Genomic DNA, 13,211 nt, shown 5'->3' with positions numbered 1-13,211 from the left:
ACCATAGCAAGTCACATCAAGGTAACAAATAAAAGACACTTATCGTTTCAATAAATATTGTGCTAAACCATGAATGGCTACATCACGAGCTGATTCCCTTTCATAGTTTTCCCCCATGGTTGACCATTCAGGGTTATAACGGGCTTGACGGATTTGCTCGGGTAAATCACCTTCTTGTAGTTGTTTAACTGATGATTCATTCAATGTAATAATATCTTGAGCAGCATGCCCTCGGTGCTCCAGAGCATCAATAAGTTGCAGACCTCTAATTGCTAACAATCGAATAACAGCATCATCAACACTGAGTTCGTGATAGCCTTGAATGCGTCCCATGATTCGTTTGCCTAGCTTGTCAGCACCTTGCCATACACTGCCAACAATGCCTCCCAGAAGAGCGGCTGTACCCAAACTTAGACCAGCAGTTAGAACATCAATAGCGGCACCAGCCATTGCTCCTGCTGCAAAGCCTTTGCTTAAATGAATACCCATATCAGCCATAGCATCAGGACTAAATAAATCCATCCCCCAACGCTCCCCTTCGATAGGTAGAGATTGGTTAGGATAGTCTTGCACCGAAAAGCGATAATGAGTGAGTAGATTACTGATAAATTTGTTTTCACGCTGTCGAATTTTATCTTGAATAGCTGCCCATTGTGTACTGACACTATGCTCATCCGTTTGACTAGTGACTTTTAATGAGGCCACATCAATTAATAATTCCGCTAGCATATTAAAGGCAACTGTTCTTCTAAGGGAGCGTTGCTGCTTAATGTCTTCAGCCAGCCCTATTAAAGCAGCAGAATGTTTATCTAAAACTAAAGCAAGTTTTTGATAAAGTTGTTCTTTTCCGTCAATAGCAGGAGCAACTGTATCAAATTCAATACTCATATGTAGGCCTAGACGAGCAAGAGTAGTACGCCATTCTTCTAAATAATTATTTTCACTATGGATAAAATTCAAAATGGCGATTAATGGTTTCCCACATTGAGCAAGAATGGCTAATTCATCCTTATGTTTTGCTAATACTGGATCACGAATATCGACTACATAAAGACCAGCATCACAGTCTAAGAGTTTGCGTAAAACACGAGCCTCTTGCTCAAAGCGTTTTGTGCTTTCTGGTGAGTCTAAGAACTGTGTAATGCTCTCAGGTCCATCTACACGAGATCCATAATGTTGTGCTAATTGATCTAAGTAATCATGTAGCCCAATACCATCTTCAAGTCCTGGCGTATCATATAATTCGATTAGTCCTTGCCCATGAACTTGGATGCGAGCGCCTTCAACATGACGTGTAGTACCAGCTGCATTTTTAACCTCACCAAAAGACCTATCTTCTAACAAAGTACGTAATAAAGAGGTTTTACCAGTATTAGTATGTCCAACAATAGCGAGCCTTAATAATTGGTTCATAGCTTACTCCGATATCCAATGAGAGATTTGGCTTGGTTTATTAAAAATATTGTTTATGTTTAAACCAATTGCAGTAAGCGTCTGTTGCCATAAAGCCATACGCTCATGATCGTCATTTTGCTCAATTAAATAAATTGAGGTACGTTCTGCATATCCAGCTACATCTTTAATAAAATAGGCAATACCTCTATCGGGCGTTTGACGACCATCGCAAACAAGTAATAATTCCTTGACAGGATGGTTAATTAGTTTGAGCATTAACTGATGACGTTGTTCGCGAGATTCAATTTTACCAACGTCTGTGACAGATGGGTGTAAGATAAATGGAGGCCAAACTTGTTTGCTTGGTATCTCTATACCTACAATTAAACGCTCCGTGGTCCAGTTAGTTGGTGTGGTTTTATCTATATTCGGTAGCTCATAATTTGGAGCTGAGGCGTCAATATCAATCTTTTCAGCACGCTGTTCAAGACGTTTTATTAATGTAGAGTAACTTGGTAACGTAATATCAATAGTCGTTTTTTTTATGGTTAAACGAGCTTTGATAAACGAAAAAATAAAGCTGATTAAACGAGTTAGGATTCCCCATACAACTAACTGCCCTAATAGCCATATTGACCATGCTTTTTGCGCATCTATTTGAGAAGCAATATGATTACCACTGGCATGAATAATTTGTACATCTGGAATAGGGAAACCCAATAGTGAAGGAATAAAGCCAATTATTTGTGTAAAACCCACAAAGCCATTGCTTGATAAAATGGTGGTTTCCCAACCAAAAGTATAGCTTTTGGTGGATAGCAACAACAGCATTGTAATTAGGCAGGAAGTCAAACTAATTAGCCAAAAACCATGGCTAATACTACTTAAAATCCAGCGTAGACTTCCTTGTTGATTACTTGTATGAATAAACGATTGCATGGCAAGGGTTGCATCGGGACTACGAGCTAGTTTTTTGCTTAACCATAACCATACACGCCCTAGTAACGTTTGTGTATCCCAAGTCGCAAATAAGGTAAAGAGCCAAAAAATAAAGGTAATAGCATGCAAACCTAATAAAGCGACCAATGCCATAATAACGTTAATATGACTAGTGCTTAATGCACTATAAGCCATGCCTATACCAGATAGTATGGCGAGAAAAATAAATAGGATAAGTGCAAATTTTGACGCACTTATCCATTGATTTACTGTTTCTAATAAACCATCTCGGCGACTTAATAAAAGGGCACGTTGGATAACTTTATCAGTAAGAGAAATTGGTTGGGCACGAAGCTGTAAAACAACTGCATTATCTTCTATAGGTCCCCAGTGTTCCTCGCGCTGTCGTACAGCTTCTGTAACCCAAATTTCTTTAAAATTAATTGTTGGCATGAATAAAGTGATAGAAAAACGGTTTACTTAATATCAATGATATTGTCGTTTAAATCATTGATTGGTTGCTTTTTAGAGAACCATTTTGCCATTTTTTCTTTCGCTTGTGCTTTAACTTCAGGGGTAATGTAATAAGAGACTGTTGCTAAAGCGGCTGCAATAACACTTAAATCATCCGTAAAACCGACACCCGGCAAGAGGTCAGGTATGGCATCAACAGGCAGTACTAGATAGGCTAGTGCGCCATAAATCACTTTTCTAGCCCATTTGGGAGTAGAGGGGTTCTTTAAACCATAGTAGAGGTATAGGGCTTTTTCAAGTAGTGGTTCTCCCAGACGTTTAGCGAGTTTACTTAATTGTCCCATTAGATTTTGGGTTTCTTTGACCGATGGATCCTTGTGATTCATTAGGAAAACCTCCAAGAAATAAAAAGCGTGCCATAAAGGCACGCTGTCAGAGGGAGAAAGTAAGCGTGCCTTACTTCTTACTTACGAGACCAAAAATAAATAGTAGGATTAATGCACCTACGACAGAGGCAATCCAACCTGCTTGGCTACCTGCTGGATACATACCAATAGCTTGACCTAAATAAGAGCCTACAAAAGAGCCTGCTACACCTAATAATGTTGTCATGATGAAGCCCATAGATTGAGTTCCCGGCATAATGGCACGTGCGATAAGACCAACGATAAAACCAATAATGATAGCACTAATAATAGACATAACAATCCTCGACTAAAAAAATGAAAAATAGTTTATTGAAAACTACATAACTATCATTATAAGGATGAATTATGTCGTTTCAATGATTAAATGTTAATTTTTATGAGGATTGAGGGATAATTTAAAAAATTTAACGATTTTTAACCAGAAAACATTAATAATCAATGCCAACATTACTGTAATGACCCCGAACCACTGTATGACAGAAAGCTTTTCGTGGAATGCAATAGCATTAGAAATAATACCAACAATAGGAACCAGTAGTGTTAGTGGTGCAATCAAGTTAACAGGACGAGTGGCTAACAAACGTCCCCACAGGACATAACCCACGAGATTTGACATATAGGCGGAATAAGCAGCGGCTATATAAGCATTGATTGATGCATTGCTTAGACTAGAGGCAATCCGTTCCGGACCTTCAAAGATGTAGGAAGCTAGCATGAACATCGGTGTGGAAATCAGTCCACCCCAGACAACCAAACTGACCATATTTACTTCTCGCATCAATTTGATGGTGATATTACCACATGCCCAAGAAATTGCAGCGCCTACAACACAAATAAGTCCTAGAAAGGGAATGACTGTTTCAGTATTAGCGCCTTGAATCAATAGTGTTATGCCTAGGAATGCAATAAAAATGGCGATTAAGCTGCCCAAGGGAATTTTTTCTTTAAAATAAAGTGCTGCAAAAATGATGGTAAAGAAAGCTTGCATTTGCATTAATAAAGAGGTGAGTCCTCCTGATAGTCCAAAGGCTAAAGAACTTAGCATAAAGGCAAATTGCAAAAAGTTGATGGTAGTCCCATAGGCGATGATTAATTTCCACGGTGCTTTAGGAGGTTTTAAAAAAAATATGGCTGGAAAGGCAACCATGAATACACGAATACCTCCAAACAATAAAGGGGGGAGTTCTGCCAAACCAATTTTGCTAATTAAAAAATTAAGTCCCCATACAATAATGGTCAATAAAGCGGCTAGCCAGTCTCTTAAAGGCATGATGAAGCACCTAGAAAATTGTTAAGTCTTATTAAAATAGATAGACAATTTCAAATAATACACTAATATGACAGGTCGTTGTTTTATGATGAAAAAAGTGTGAAATCAACGTAAAAATTGCTTTACTTGTAGACTGTCACAATCATGAAATATCTGCTCGTTAAGCTACTCGCATCTTGATATAATTTTCGGAATTCTGTATTGGAGAATAGCATGTTTAATAAATTGCTGACTGCCTTAGGTTTGGCGGTATTGTCAGTAGGTGCACAGGCCCAACAACTTACCCTATATACGTCTCAACCTGTTGCTGATGCACAAATGACAGTAGAGGCTTTTGAAAAAGCTAATCCTGGTGTTAAGGTTGAGTGGGTGCGCGATGGTACAACAAAATTAATGACAAAGTTTCGTGCTGAAGTGGATGCTGGAGTGATCAAGCCAGACCTACTATTGATTGCGGACAGTGTTACCCTAGAGCAATTAAAGAAAGAAAATTTACTTGAAGCTTATGACTCAGCAGAAAAAAGTCATTACGATGCTTCTTTATACGATAATCAAGGTTTTTATTATGGTACTAAGCTGATTACAACAGGGATTGCGTATCATAAAGAGGCTAAAGATAAACCAACATCTTGGAATGATTTGTTAAAGCCTGAATATAAAGATTTGGCAGCAATGCCTAGCCCTCTTTATTCTGGTGCAGCATTAATTCATTTATCTGCACTAACGACCAACCCTGAGTTTGGTTGGAAATATTACGAGGGTCTTAAAGCTAATGGCATGAGCCCACAAAAAGGTAATGGTAGTGTATTGACAGCGATTACGTCGGGTGCAAAACCTTATGGCGTATTGGTGGATTATTTAGCAATTCGTGAAAAAGCTAAAGGAGCACCTGTTGAGTTTGTGTTCCCTACTGAAGGTGTCAGTATGGTGACTGAACCAATCGCTATTTTAAAATCTTCTAAAAACAAAGAATTAGCTAAAAAATTCGTGGACTTTGTATTGTCTGAGGAAGGTCAAAAATTGGTATTAAGCCAAGGTTATCTACCGGCTCGTAATGGTATGCCTTCACCAGAAGGATTCCCTGATCGTAAAGAAATTAAATTATTACCATTTGATGCAAGCAAAGCCTTAGAAAACACTGAAAATGATAAGGCAGGTTTTAGTAAACTATTTGAATAGTTTAAGGTTGTTGATGAAGTGATTTAGTAAAGATATTGTCAGCAATTGTATGACTTTAACAAGCAAAAATAAACTTCCTAGCCCCCTATTATGGGGGTTAGTTTTGTTGATAACGATAATTAGTGTTTTACCGACCGTACGACTAGTGATGCAGGCATTGTCCGATATTAGTTGGCATCACCCCTCTAGTTTATCCAAAGTTATTTCTCAAAAAAATACTTGGTTAGCCTTTAATCACAGTATTTATACCTCTTTCATGGCGATGTGGGTATCGTTATTTCTTGGTGGGGCACTCGCTTTTTTCGTTGTTTTAAGTGATATTAGATGGAAGTCATTATGGGTATTTTTATTTATGTTACCTATGATGATTCCTCCACAAGTCACAGCGCTAAGTTGGTTGCAGCTAATGGGTCCAAGTAGCGTTTTATTAAAAACGTTAGGTATGGCACCAGCCTTAGGTAGTAAACAGCCGTTATATTCTGCTTGGGGTATTATTCTATTGATGGGAATTCAGCATACTTCATTGGTCTTTCTAATATTAAGGAGCAATTTACTCTATATTCCTAAGGAATTGATTGAGGCGGCTCGTTTAAATGGAGCTAGCCAGCAACGTGTTTTTATAGATATTATTTTTCCTTTATGTCGTAATGGGTTAGTGGCTGGAGCGGCCGTTGCTTTTATTTCTGGACTAGGAAATTTTGGGATCCCTGCTATGTTGGGAATTCCTGTCTCTTACTATGTACTTCCTACCTTGATTTATCAAAAAATGGCTGATTTTGGTCCCACGATGATTAGTGAATTATCAAGTTTATCGTTGATTATTGCTGTTCTAGCAGTTGTCGCCGTTTGGGTACAGCATCATTTTCAAAATAAGATGACCTTAATGAGCGCACAAGGAAAACCTTTTAAATTTGAATTAAATCAATGGCGTCTTGTTGTAGAAATAAGCTTGGCAGTGGTTTTGTTAGCTATTTTAGTTATTCCCTTGCTCGCTTTATTGAGTAGCTCTTTTGTCGCTGCGCAAGGTATACCATTGAGTTGGGAGACTTTTAGTTGGCAAGGGTATATTAATATTTTTAAACCACAAAGTAGTGTTTGGCGAGCATTTACTAATAGTTTTTTCTTATCCTTAATGGCAGCAGTTATTATTGTTTTGATTAGTATCCCATTAGCCTATTGGGGGCAACGAGATTCATCAAGTAAGCTTTATTATGTAAGTAAAGTAATGATGGACATTCCCTATGCTTTACCCGGGGTGGTATTATCAATAGCGTGTATTCTTATCTTTGTGAAGCCTTTGCCGATAGTGAATGTAAGTCTTTATGGTACGTTATGGATTATTTTGTTTGCTTATTTGGCAAGATTTTTAACTGTAGGATTTAAACCCATCCAAAGTAGTATGTTGCAAATGGACGTAGCTTTAGAAGAGGCGGCTCAGCTGTGTGGAGCAAACTTTACCCAGCGATTAAGGGATATTCTTATTCCTTTACTTGCGCCTTCGGTATTTGCAGGAATTATTTTGGTATTCTTGATTGCCTTTAATGAATTAACTGTTTCAGCATTATTGTGGAGCGCTGGGAAAGAAACAGTAGGAGTGATTATTTTTAATATGGACGAAAGTGGCGATGCTATTATGGCTTCTGCTGTATCTGTGGTAGTCGTGCTATTGGTAATCGTATTGATGCTGATATTGAGTTTGTTAGGAAAACGTTTACCTAAAGGAGTAATTCCATGGCAAAGCTAGTCTTAGAAAATGTCTCTAAAGTATTTGCAGATCAAAAGGTAGTGGATTCGGTATCATTAACAGTTGAGTCAGGAACATTTTTGGCCTTGCTAGGCCCATCTGGTTGTGGGAAAACGACTGTTTTACGTATGATTGCTGGTTTTGAGCCTGTCTCGGAAGGACGTATTTTATTAGACGATAAAGAAATCTCTACCTCTCATACCAATATACCTCCAGAACAACGAGAAATGAGTATGGTATTTCAGTCATATGCATTATGGCCACATATGAATGTAATGGATAATGTAGGTTATGCCTTAAAGATTAAAGGGGTTAAAGGCGAGGCTTATTTAGCGGAAGTGAATGACGCTTTAATAGCTGTCAATATGGCACATTTAGCCAAAAGAATGCCTAATGAATTAAGTGGAGGGCAACGTCAGCGGGTAGCATTAGCAAGATGTTTGGTTTCTCATCCTAAAATTGTCCTATTAGATGAGCCTCTAGCGAATTTAGACCAATATTTACGAGCGTCTATGGAAGACACATTTCGCGAATTCCAAGCCAAAACTAATGCTACTTTTATTTATGTCACGCATGATCAAGCAGAAGCTATGGCACTAGCCGATAAAATTGCGGTGATGAAGCAAGGTGTTATTGAACAATTCGATTCTCCCCAAAGCCTTTATCAAACACCATGCTCTGAGTGGGTGGCACGCTTTATTGGACAGGGATCTATTTTGAAAAGTAGTGCGAGATCACCGGAGAAGGGTAAACAACTGTCTAAACAAACAATTGAAACATTATTAGCCCCGGGAACTTTCTCTGCTAACCAACTACAGACTTTTTTGGTTCGTCCTCAGCATATTCATTTAGCGCAAGAGGGTCAGGGGTTACAGGCGTTAATTTTTAATCGCGTCTTTAAAGGGGAACGTTATGCTTACAAAGCACGCCTGCACAATGATCAAGAGATATTGTTTTTTTCAGAATCTTATTTGCCATTAAATAAAACCATATACTTAACCATTGAACAAGGATATTTATTAGGGGACTAAGGAATTAAACTGATTAAAAAACCTAACCAAAAAGGAGCAATCACACTAAGGGCAACGCCAACATAAATTGCTTGGGCGATATATTGGTTACCTGCAGTTTTTTTGATGATAGGTAAGGTTGTATCCATTGCTGTTGCGCCAGCAACGGCTATAGCGGAATCTGGATATCTAGCACCAATAAAAAATAGAGCAACAATTGATAGTAATTCTCTGAATAGGTCTGTTAGTGAGGCAGTGGCACCGTAGAACTCACCTAAATGAGCAGTAACTAGAACGGCAGAAAGAGAAAACCAACCATGACCACCAGATAAGACCAAACCATATCGATAATCTATACCCATTAGCCATGAAAGAAACACGCTGCCAATAGTTGATGCAATGAGAATCCAAACTGGCATGAATACAATGCGTCGATTAATGCTTTTTAGGCTTACAGGTGCATTAATCAAATCAACCCCAATAATAAATAACAAAATATAAAGAAAAACCTCACTTGATGGCATAAAATCCGTACGCAAGCTGAAATGCAGTAAGCTTTGAGCAAATAATCCACCTAGAATAATAGAAAGAAATGCCAGGGCACATTCTTTTAGCACATGAGCAATGCCTAAGTCATGTGCTGATTTGTGAGCTGTTAAGCGAGTTTTTCGACCATAAAGTAGATAAATAATGAGTGCGACAAAAATGCTCAAGCCTATGGAATAGACAGAGGCAAGTGTTAGTATGTCCGTGACGTGAGTAATGTTTTCTAGTGCTAGACCAAATTTATAACCAATGGCAAAGAGTAGGATCCAAATAAAAGGAGTAATGCTTCTAGCAATACGCTGAGTGATTGTTGCCGGCAAAAAGCGTCCTGCCATCATCCCAACCACAATCGCTAGACAGATGGGTAAAAGTGAAGTTAATGTATCCATTGTTTTTATTAGGTAGGCGTATTTTGGATTTTAGAGAGTAAACGTTGTTTATGTTCAGGCCATTCTTTACGTGACATACTAAATATCACTGAATCACGAACGGTACCATTTCTTCTGAGTTTATCACCGCGAATTACCCCATCTCTTTTAGCTCCAATGCGCTCAATGGCTGCCAATGAGGGCTCATTCAGGTTGTCTGCACGCCAACCAACCATATTAGCTTTTAAACTTTCGAAAGCATAAAAAAGCATGAGGTATTTACATGCCGTATTGACAAAGGTACGTTGATGGGATTGAGCATACCATGTATAGCCAATCTCTAAACGAGCGCATTCTGGGATGATGTTGTAGTAGCGAGTAGTACCGATGATGGCTTTGGTTTTTGCATGTGTGACGGTGAAAATGAGACATTCACCCTTTGCTTGTTGCTCGAGAGCATTTGTCACATAGAGTTCCATTTCGTCAGGTGTAGGGACTGAAGAATACACGGGAGTCCATAGTTCTCCATCACTAGCTGCCTGAGCTAAACTGGGTACGTGACCTAGAGTAGTTGGTAGTAAGATGAGACCATTTCCTTCTAATTGGACAGGATGAAGGGGCATAAAAAATGGTTCGACTGTTGTCATGATAATAACTTATACTAAAAAAATATCTCAATTATAGTTTATGCTAATTGCTCTTTTGAGCATTCGCTATATAATTCAGTGTATTTTATTAATTTTGATTACTTTAAACGGAGGAGACAATCCATGCGATCTCTACTTTTAGCTTTAAGTTTAGCCATTGGTGTTGTTGGTACGACAAGCGCGCAAAATTTAACTGAAATTAAATTTGGTACAGAATCTGCTTATGCCCCTTTTGAATATCGTAACGAAAAAGGTGAATTAGTTGGTTTCGATATTGATGTAGGTAATGCGATTTGTGAGAAATTAAATGCCAAATGTGTATGGGTAGAGCAACCATTTGACTCATTAATTGCAGGCTTGCAAGCTCGAAAATTCGATATTATTCATGCTAGCTTGACACACAATGAAGCACGTGAGAAGGTAATTCTGTTCACAGATAATGTTTATGCTATTCCTACACAATTATTGGCTAAGAAGGGTAGTGGTATTTTACCAACAGTTGATTCTTTAAAAGGCAAAAAAGTAGGTGCTTTACAAGGAAGTGCACAAGAGGCTTATGCTAAAAAAGTTTGGGGTAAGGCTGGAATCAAGGTGGTTTCTTATCTAGAGCAAGATCAAACATTTGTGGATTTGAACGCAGGTCGTATTGATGTGGCTATTTTAGAAAAACCAAATGGCGTAGCTGGCTTCTTAAGTAAACCTGAAGGTAAAGACTGGGAATTTGTCGGTGAACCTTTAGTTGATCCATTATTAGCAAATGAAATCGGAATGGGTCTTCGTAAACAAGATACGAAACTAAAAGAGGCTGTAGACGGTGCTATTAAGGCAATTCGTGAAGATGGCACATTAGCAAAAATTGCTAGCAAATACTTCCAAGAAGGTGAGTTGAATTTGCTTGATAAAAAATAATTTTTTTGTTAAGAGTGAGTGCATTTACGCTCCATACGTAAGTGTACTCATTATTTTTTATACCCTTAATGTTGTAAAAAAGGGGACTTTATGTTCTTAGATGGTTACGGCGAGCAAGTGTTAATGGGAACGTGGGAGACCATTAAACTAGCTTTGTGTTCATTGTTGGTTGCTTTTATTCTTGGCCTATTAGGTGCATTGGGTAAATTATTTGGTAACCGTTTTTTCTACTTATGGGCTCAAGCTTATACGACTTTAATTCGTAGTATTCCAGACCTAGTCTTGATGTTATTGATTTTTTTTGGCATTCAACAATTGCTAAATAGCATTACGGACTGTCTTGGTTTGGCACAGTTTGATTTAGATCCGTTTATTACTGGTGTATTAACGATTGGTTTTATTTATGGTGCTTATTTTGCTGAAACTTTCCGTGGTGCGTTTTTGGCGGTACCAAAAGGTCAGTTAGAAGCTGGTAAGGCTTACGGATTTACGCCAAAGCGTATATTTAGTCGCATTTTGTTTCCACAAATGATGCGATATGCATTGCCTGGTATCGGTAATAATTGGTTAGTGGTTCTAAAGGCGACGGCTCTTGTCTCTATTATTGGCTTAAGTGATTTGGTTCAAATTACGCAATCAGCAGGTAGGGCATCAGGCAGAATGTTCTTTTTTATCTTAATCGCAGGGATGGTTTATTTAGCCCTCACAACCATATCGAATGTGATTTTATGGTGGTTGGAGAAGAAATACTCAGTAGGTGTACGTGAGGCTAATATATGATTGAAGCGTTTGATAATTTTCTCAGCATTCTGAATGAATATTGGAAACCGTTTATTTTTTGGGATGGCACAGAGTTTTCTGGTCTAGCAGTGACTCTTTGGATTTTAGTGCTATCGTTATTAATAGGATTTATTCTTGCCCTACCACTAGCTATTGCACGAGTATCTAAGAATCGCTGGATTAGTGGTCCAGTATGGTTATTTACTTATATATTTCGTGGCACGCCACTATATGTACAACTTTTGCTTATTTATAGTGGTCTAATAAGTCTAGATTTTATTAAAAATAATGATACGCTAAATTCTTTCTTTATGAGTGGGTATAATTGCGTTGTGCTTGCACTAATGCTGAATACTTTGGCTTATACAATTGAGATTTTTGCAGGTTTTATTAAATCAATGCCACATGGTGAAGTAGAGGCAGCGTATGCGTATGGAATGTCAAAGGCTAAAATATATCGACGGATTATTTTGCCATCAGCTTTGCGCCGTTCTTTACCAGCTTATAGTAATGAAGTCATTTTAATGTTGCATTCGACTTCATTGGCATTTACCGCAACGGTACCAGATATTTTAAAAGTGGCGCGTGATGCCAATTCAGCAACATATTTAACATTTGCTTCATATGGGACAGCGGCGTTAATTTATATGGTGGTATCGTTTAGTATTGTGGCGTTGTTCCGTATGGTTGAGCGCCGTGCATTAGCGTTCTTGGCTTACGAAAAGAAATAGGAAGATTATGTTTAAGCTCGATGTGAAAGATATTCATAAATCATACGGTCAGAATGAAGTATTGAAAGGTGTATCCTTACAAGCAAAGGCTGGTGATGTTATTGCCATTATTGGTTCTAGTGGCTCAGGAAAAAGTACGTTCTTACGCTGTATTAATTTTTTAGAGTTCCCAGACAGTGGTTCAATTACTGTATTAGGTGAAACTATTGCGTTAGAAAAAGATAAACGTGGTCGTACACGAGTGAGTGATGAGAAAAAGCTTCAATCATTCCGTACGAAATTGGCAATGGTATTTCAACATTTTAATCTTTGGGCGCATATGACAGCGCTAGAGAATATTATTGAAGCACCTATTCATGTACTTGGTTTGAGTAAAGATGAAGCACTAAAGCGTGCTCGCCATTACTTGCAAAAAGTAGGTTTACCAGAAACAGTTGAAAATCAATACCCTTCGCAGATGTCTGGTGGTCAACAACAGCGTGTAGCAATTGCCAGAGCTTTAGCGATGGAGCCAGAAGTAATGCTTTTTGATGAACCTACTTCAGCGTTAGACCCAGAGTTGGTGGGTGAGGTATTAAAAGTAATGCAAAAGCTTGCTGAAGAAGGGCGTACCATGATTGTAGTGACTCACGAAATGGGTTTTGCGCGTAATATTGCTACACAAGTGATGTTCTTGCACAAAGGCTGTGTAGAAGAACAAGGCACTCCTGATGAAGTGTTTAATCATACGAAGAGCCAACGTCTTCAACAGTTTTTGTCAGGTAATCTTAAGTAATAATTATTCATGGTTA

General features: G+C 38.3%; 14 protein-coding genes. 7 read left to right on the top strand and 7 right to left on the bottom strand.

Annotated features, from left to right (window positions below; genetic code table 11):
- Positions 1 to 39: 39 nt before the first annotated feature.
- From BQ4443_RS11490 to BQ4443_RS11470, 5 genes are all read right to left on the bottom strand, one after another.
- Entirely contained in the window at positions 40 to 1,413 is a 1,374-nt protein-coding gene (locus BQ4443_RS11490; RefSeq protein ID WP_071059175.1) for a DUF3482 domain-containing protein, read from the bottom strand.
- A 3-nt stretch (positions 1,414 to 1,416) separates the two neighbouring features.
- Positions 1,417 to 2,787, bottom strand: coding sequence for a DUF2868 domain-containing protein (locus BQ4443_RS11485; protein ID WP_083331937.1), 1,371 nt, complete (start codon positions 2,785 to 2,787; stop codon positions 1,417 to 1,419).
- Positions 2,788 to 2,810: 23 nt separating this feature from the next.
- On the bottom strand, positions 2,811 to 3,152 hold the full coding sequence (locus tag BQ4443_RS11480) for a YkvA family protein (protein ID WP_245587006.1): 342 nt from the start codon (positions 3,150 to 3,152) through the stop codon (positions 2,811 to 2,813).
- A 112-nt stretch (positions 3,153 to 3,264) separates the two neighbouring features.
- Positions 3,265 to 3,510 carry a GlsB/YeaQ/YmgE family stress response membrane protein gene (locus BQ4443_RS11475; protein WP_023951191.1) on the bottom strand — a complete coding sequence of 82 codons (246 nt, stop codon included), beginning with the start codon at positions 3,508 to 3,510 and terminating at the stop codon, positions 3,265 to 3,267.
- A 93-nt stretch (positions 3,511 to 3,603) separates the two neighbouring features.
- Positions 3,604 to 4,506 (bottom strand): EamA family transporter, encoded by a 903-nt coding sequence (locus BQ4443_RS11470; protein WP_023951193.1) that lies wholly within the window; start codon positions 4,504 to 4,506, stop codon positions 3,604 to 3,606.
- Positions 4,507 to 4,719: 213 nt separating this feature from the next.
- Here BQ4443_RS11470 and BQ4443_RS11465 point away from each other — a divergent pair, with 213 nt between their 5' ends.
- The 3 genes from BQ4443_RS11465 (at position 4,720) to BQ4443_RS11455 (ending at position 8,460) form a co-directional block, all read left to right on the top strand.
- Positions 4,720 to 5,685, top strand: a complete 966-nt coding sequence (locus BQ4443_RS11465; RefSeq protein WP_071059173.1) for an ABC transporter substrate-binding protein — start codon at positions 4,720 to 4,722, stop codon at positions 5,683 to 5,685.
- A gap of 103 nt (positions 5,686 to 5,788) precedes the next feature.
- Positions 5,789 to 7,429 carry an ABC transporter permease gene (locus BQ4443_RS11460; protein WP_256331027.1) on the top strand — a complete coding sequence of 547 codons (1,641 nt, stop codon included), beginning with the start codon at positions 5,789 to 5,791 and terminating at the stop codon, positions 7,427 to 7,429.
- Entirely contained in the window at positions 7,417 to 8,460 is a 1,044-nt protein-coding gene (locus BQ4443_RS11455) for an ABC transporter ATP-binding protein (RefSeq protein WP_023951195.1), read from the top strand. The genes BQ4443_RS11460 and BQ4443_RS11455 overlap by 13 nt, the downstream gene beginning before the upstream one ends.
- Here the strand turns inward: BQ4443_RS11455 and BQ4443_RS11450 are convergent.
- Positions 8,457 to 9,374, bottom strand: coding sequence for a LysO family transporter (locus BQ4443_RS11450; RefSeq protein WP_071059169.1), 918 nt, complete (start codon positions 9,372 to 9,374; stop codon positions 8,457 to 8,459). The two genes, BQ4443_RS11455 and BQ4443_RS11450, sit on opposite strands and share 4 nt — an antisense overlap.
- Positions 9,375 to 9,382: 8 nt before the next feature.
- Entirely contained in the window at positions 9,383 to 10,000 is a 618-nt protein-coding gene (locus BQ4443_RS11445; RefSeq protein WP_083331936.1) for a GNAT family N-acetyltransferase, read from the bottom strand.
- Positions 10,001 to 10,123: 123 nt separating this feature from the next.
- Between BQ4443_RS11445 and BQ4443_RS11440 the strand changes: the two genes are divergently transcribed.
- The 4 genes from BQ4443_RS11440 to BQ4443_RS11425 all read left to right on the top strand — a co-directional run bounded on the left by BQ4443_RS11440 (position 10,124) and on the right by BQ4443_RS11425 (position 13,195).
- Entirely contained in the window at positions 10,124 to 10,909 is a 786-nt protein-coding gene (locus BQ4443_RS11440; RefSeq protein ID WP_023951201.1) for a transporter substrate-binding domain-containing protein, read from the top strand.
- Between the two features lie 90 nt (positions 10,910 to 10,999).
- Positions 11,000 to 11,689 carry an ABC transporter permease gene (locus tag BQ4443_RS11435; protein WP_023951203.1) on the top strand — a complete coding sequence of 230 codons (690 nt, stop codon included), beginning with the start codon at positions 11,000 to 11,002 and terminating at the stop codon, positions 11,687 to 11,689.
- Positions 11,686 to 12,420 (top strand): ABC transporter permease, encoded by a 735-nt coding sequence (locus BQ4443_RS11430; RefSeq protein ID WP_023951205.1) that lies wholly within the window; start codon positions 11,686 to 11,688, stop codon positions 12,418 to 12,420. Before BQ4443_RS11435 ends, BQ4443_RS11430 begins: the two co-directional genes overlap by 4 nt.
- A 7-nt stretch (positions 12,421 to 12,427) precedes the next feature.
- A complete protein-coding gene (locus BQ4443_RS11425) occupies positions 12,428 to 13,195 on the top strand; it encodes an ABC transporter ATP-binding protein (RefSeq protein ID WP_023951207.1) in 768 nt (255 codons plus the stop codon).
- Positions 13,196 to 13,211: the final 16 nt, after the last annotated feature.

Source organism: Pelistega sp. MC2, from assembly GCF_900099475.1.
GTDB classification, from domain to species: Bacteria; Pseudomonadota; Gammaproteobacteria; order Burkholderiales; family Burkholderiaceae_B; genus Taylorella; species Taylorella indica.
The sequence above is the reverse complement of the archived record's forward strand: the minus strand, read 5'-3'. Positions and strand labels throughout refer to the sequence as shown.

What these genes read in the sequence shown, in the direction of transcription:
- BQ4443_RS11490 (WP_071059175.1), bottom strand. Translation starts at nt 1,413, where the DNA reads ATGAACCAATTATTAAGGCTCGCTATTGTTGGACATACTAATACTGGT.
- BQ4443_RS11485 (WP_083331937.1), bottom strand. Translation starts at nt 2,787, where the DNA reads ATGCCAACAATTAATTTTAAAGAAATTTGGGTTACAGAAGCTGTACGA.
- BQ4443_RS11480 (WP_245587006.1), bottom strand. Translation starts at nt 3,152, where the DNA reads ATGGGACAATTAAGTAAACTCGCTAAACGTCTGGGAGAACCACTACTT.
- BQ4443_RS11475 (WP_023951191.1), bottom strand. Translation starts at nt 3,510, where the DNA reads ATGTCTATTATTAGTGCTATCATTATTGGTTTTATCGTTGGTCTTATC.
- BQ4443_RS11470 (WP_023951193.1), bottom strand. Translation starts at nt 4,506, where the DNA reads ATGCCTTTAAGAGACTGGCTAGCCGCTTTATTGACCATTATTGTATGG.
- BQ4443_RS11465 (WP_071059173.1), top strand. Translation starts at nt 4,720, where the DNA reads ATGTTTAATAAATTGCTGACTGCCTTAGGTTTGGCGGTATTGTCAGTA.
- BQ4443_RS11455 (WP_023951195.1), top strand. Translation starts at nt 7,417, where the DNA reads ATGGCAAAGCTAGTCTTAGAAAATGTCTCTAAAGTATTTGCAGATCAA.
- BQ4443_RS11450 (WP_071059169.1), bottom strand. Translation starts at nt 9,374, where the DNA reads ATGGATACATTAACTTCACTTTTACCCATCTGTCTAGCGATTGTGGTT.
- BQ4443_RS11445 (WP_083331936.1), bottom strand. Translation starts at nt 10,000, where the DNA reads ATGACAACAGTCGAACCATTTTTTATGCCCCTTCATCCTGTCCAATTA.
- BQ4443_RS11440 (WP_023951201.1), top strand. Translation starts at nt 10,124, where the DNA reads ATGCGATCTCTACTTTTAGCTTTAAGTTTAGCCATTGGTGTTGTTGGT.
- BQ4443_RS11435 (WP_023951203.1), top strand. Translation starts at nt 11,000, where the DNA reads ATGTTCTTAGATGGTTACGGCGAGCAAGTGTTAATGGGAACGTGGGAG.
- BQ4443_RS11430 (WP_023951205.1), top strand. Translation starts at nt 11,686, where the DNA reads ATGATTGAAGCGTTTGATAATTTTCTCAGCATTCTGAATGAATATTGG.
- BQ4443_RS11425 (WP_023951207.1), top strand. Translation starts at nt 12,428, where the DNA reads ATGTTTAAGCTCGATGTGAAAGATATTCATAAATCATACGGTCAGAAT.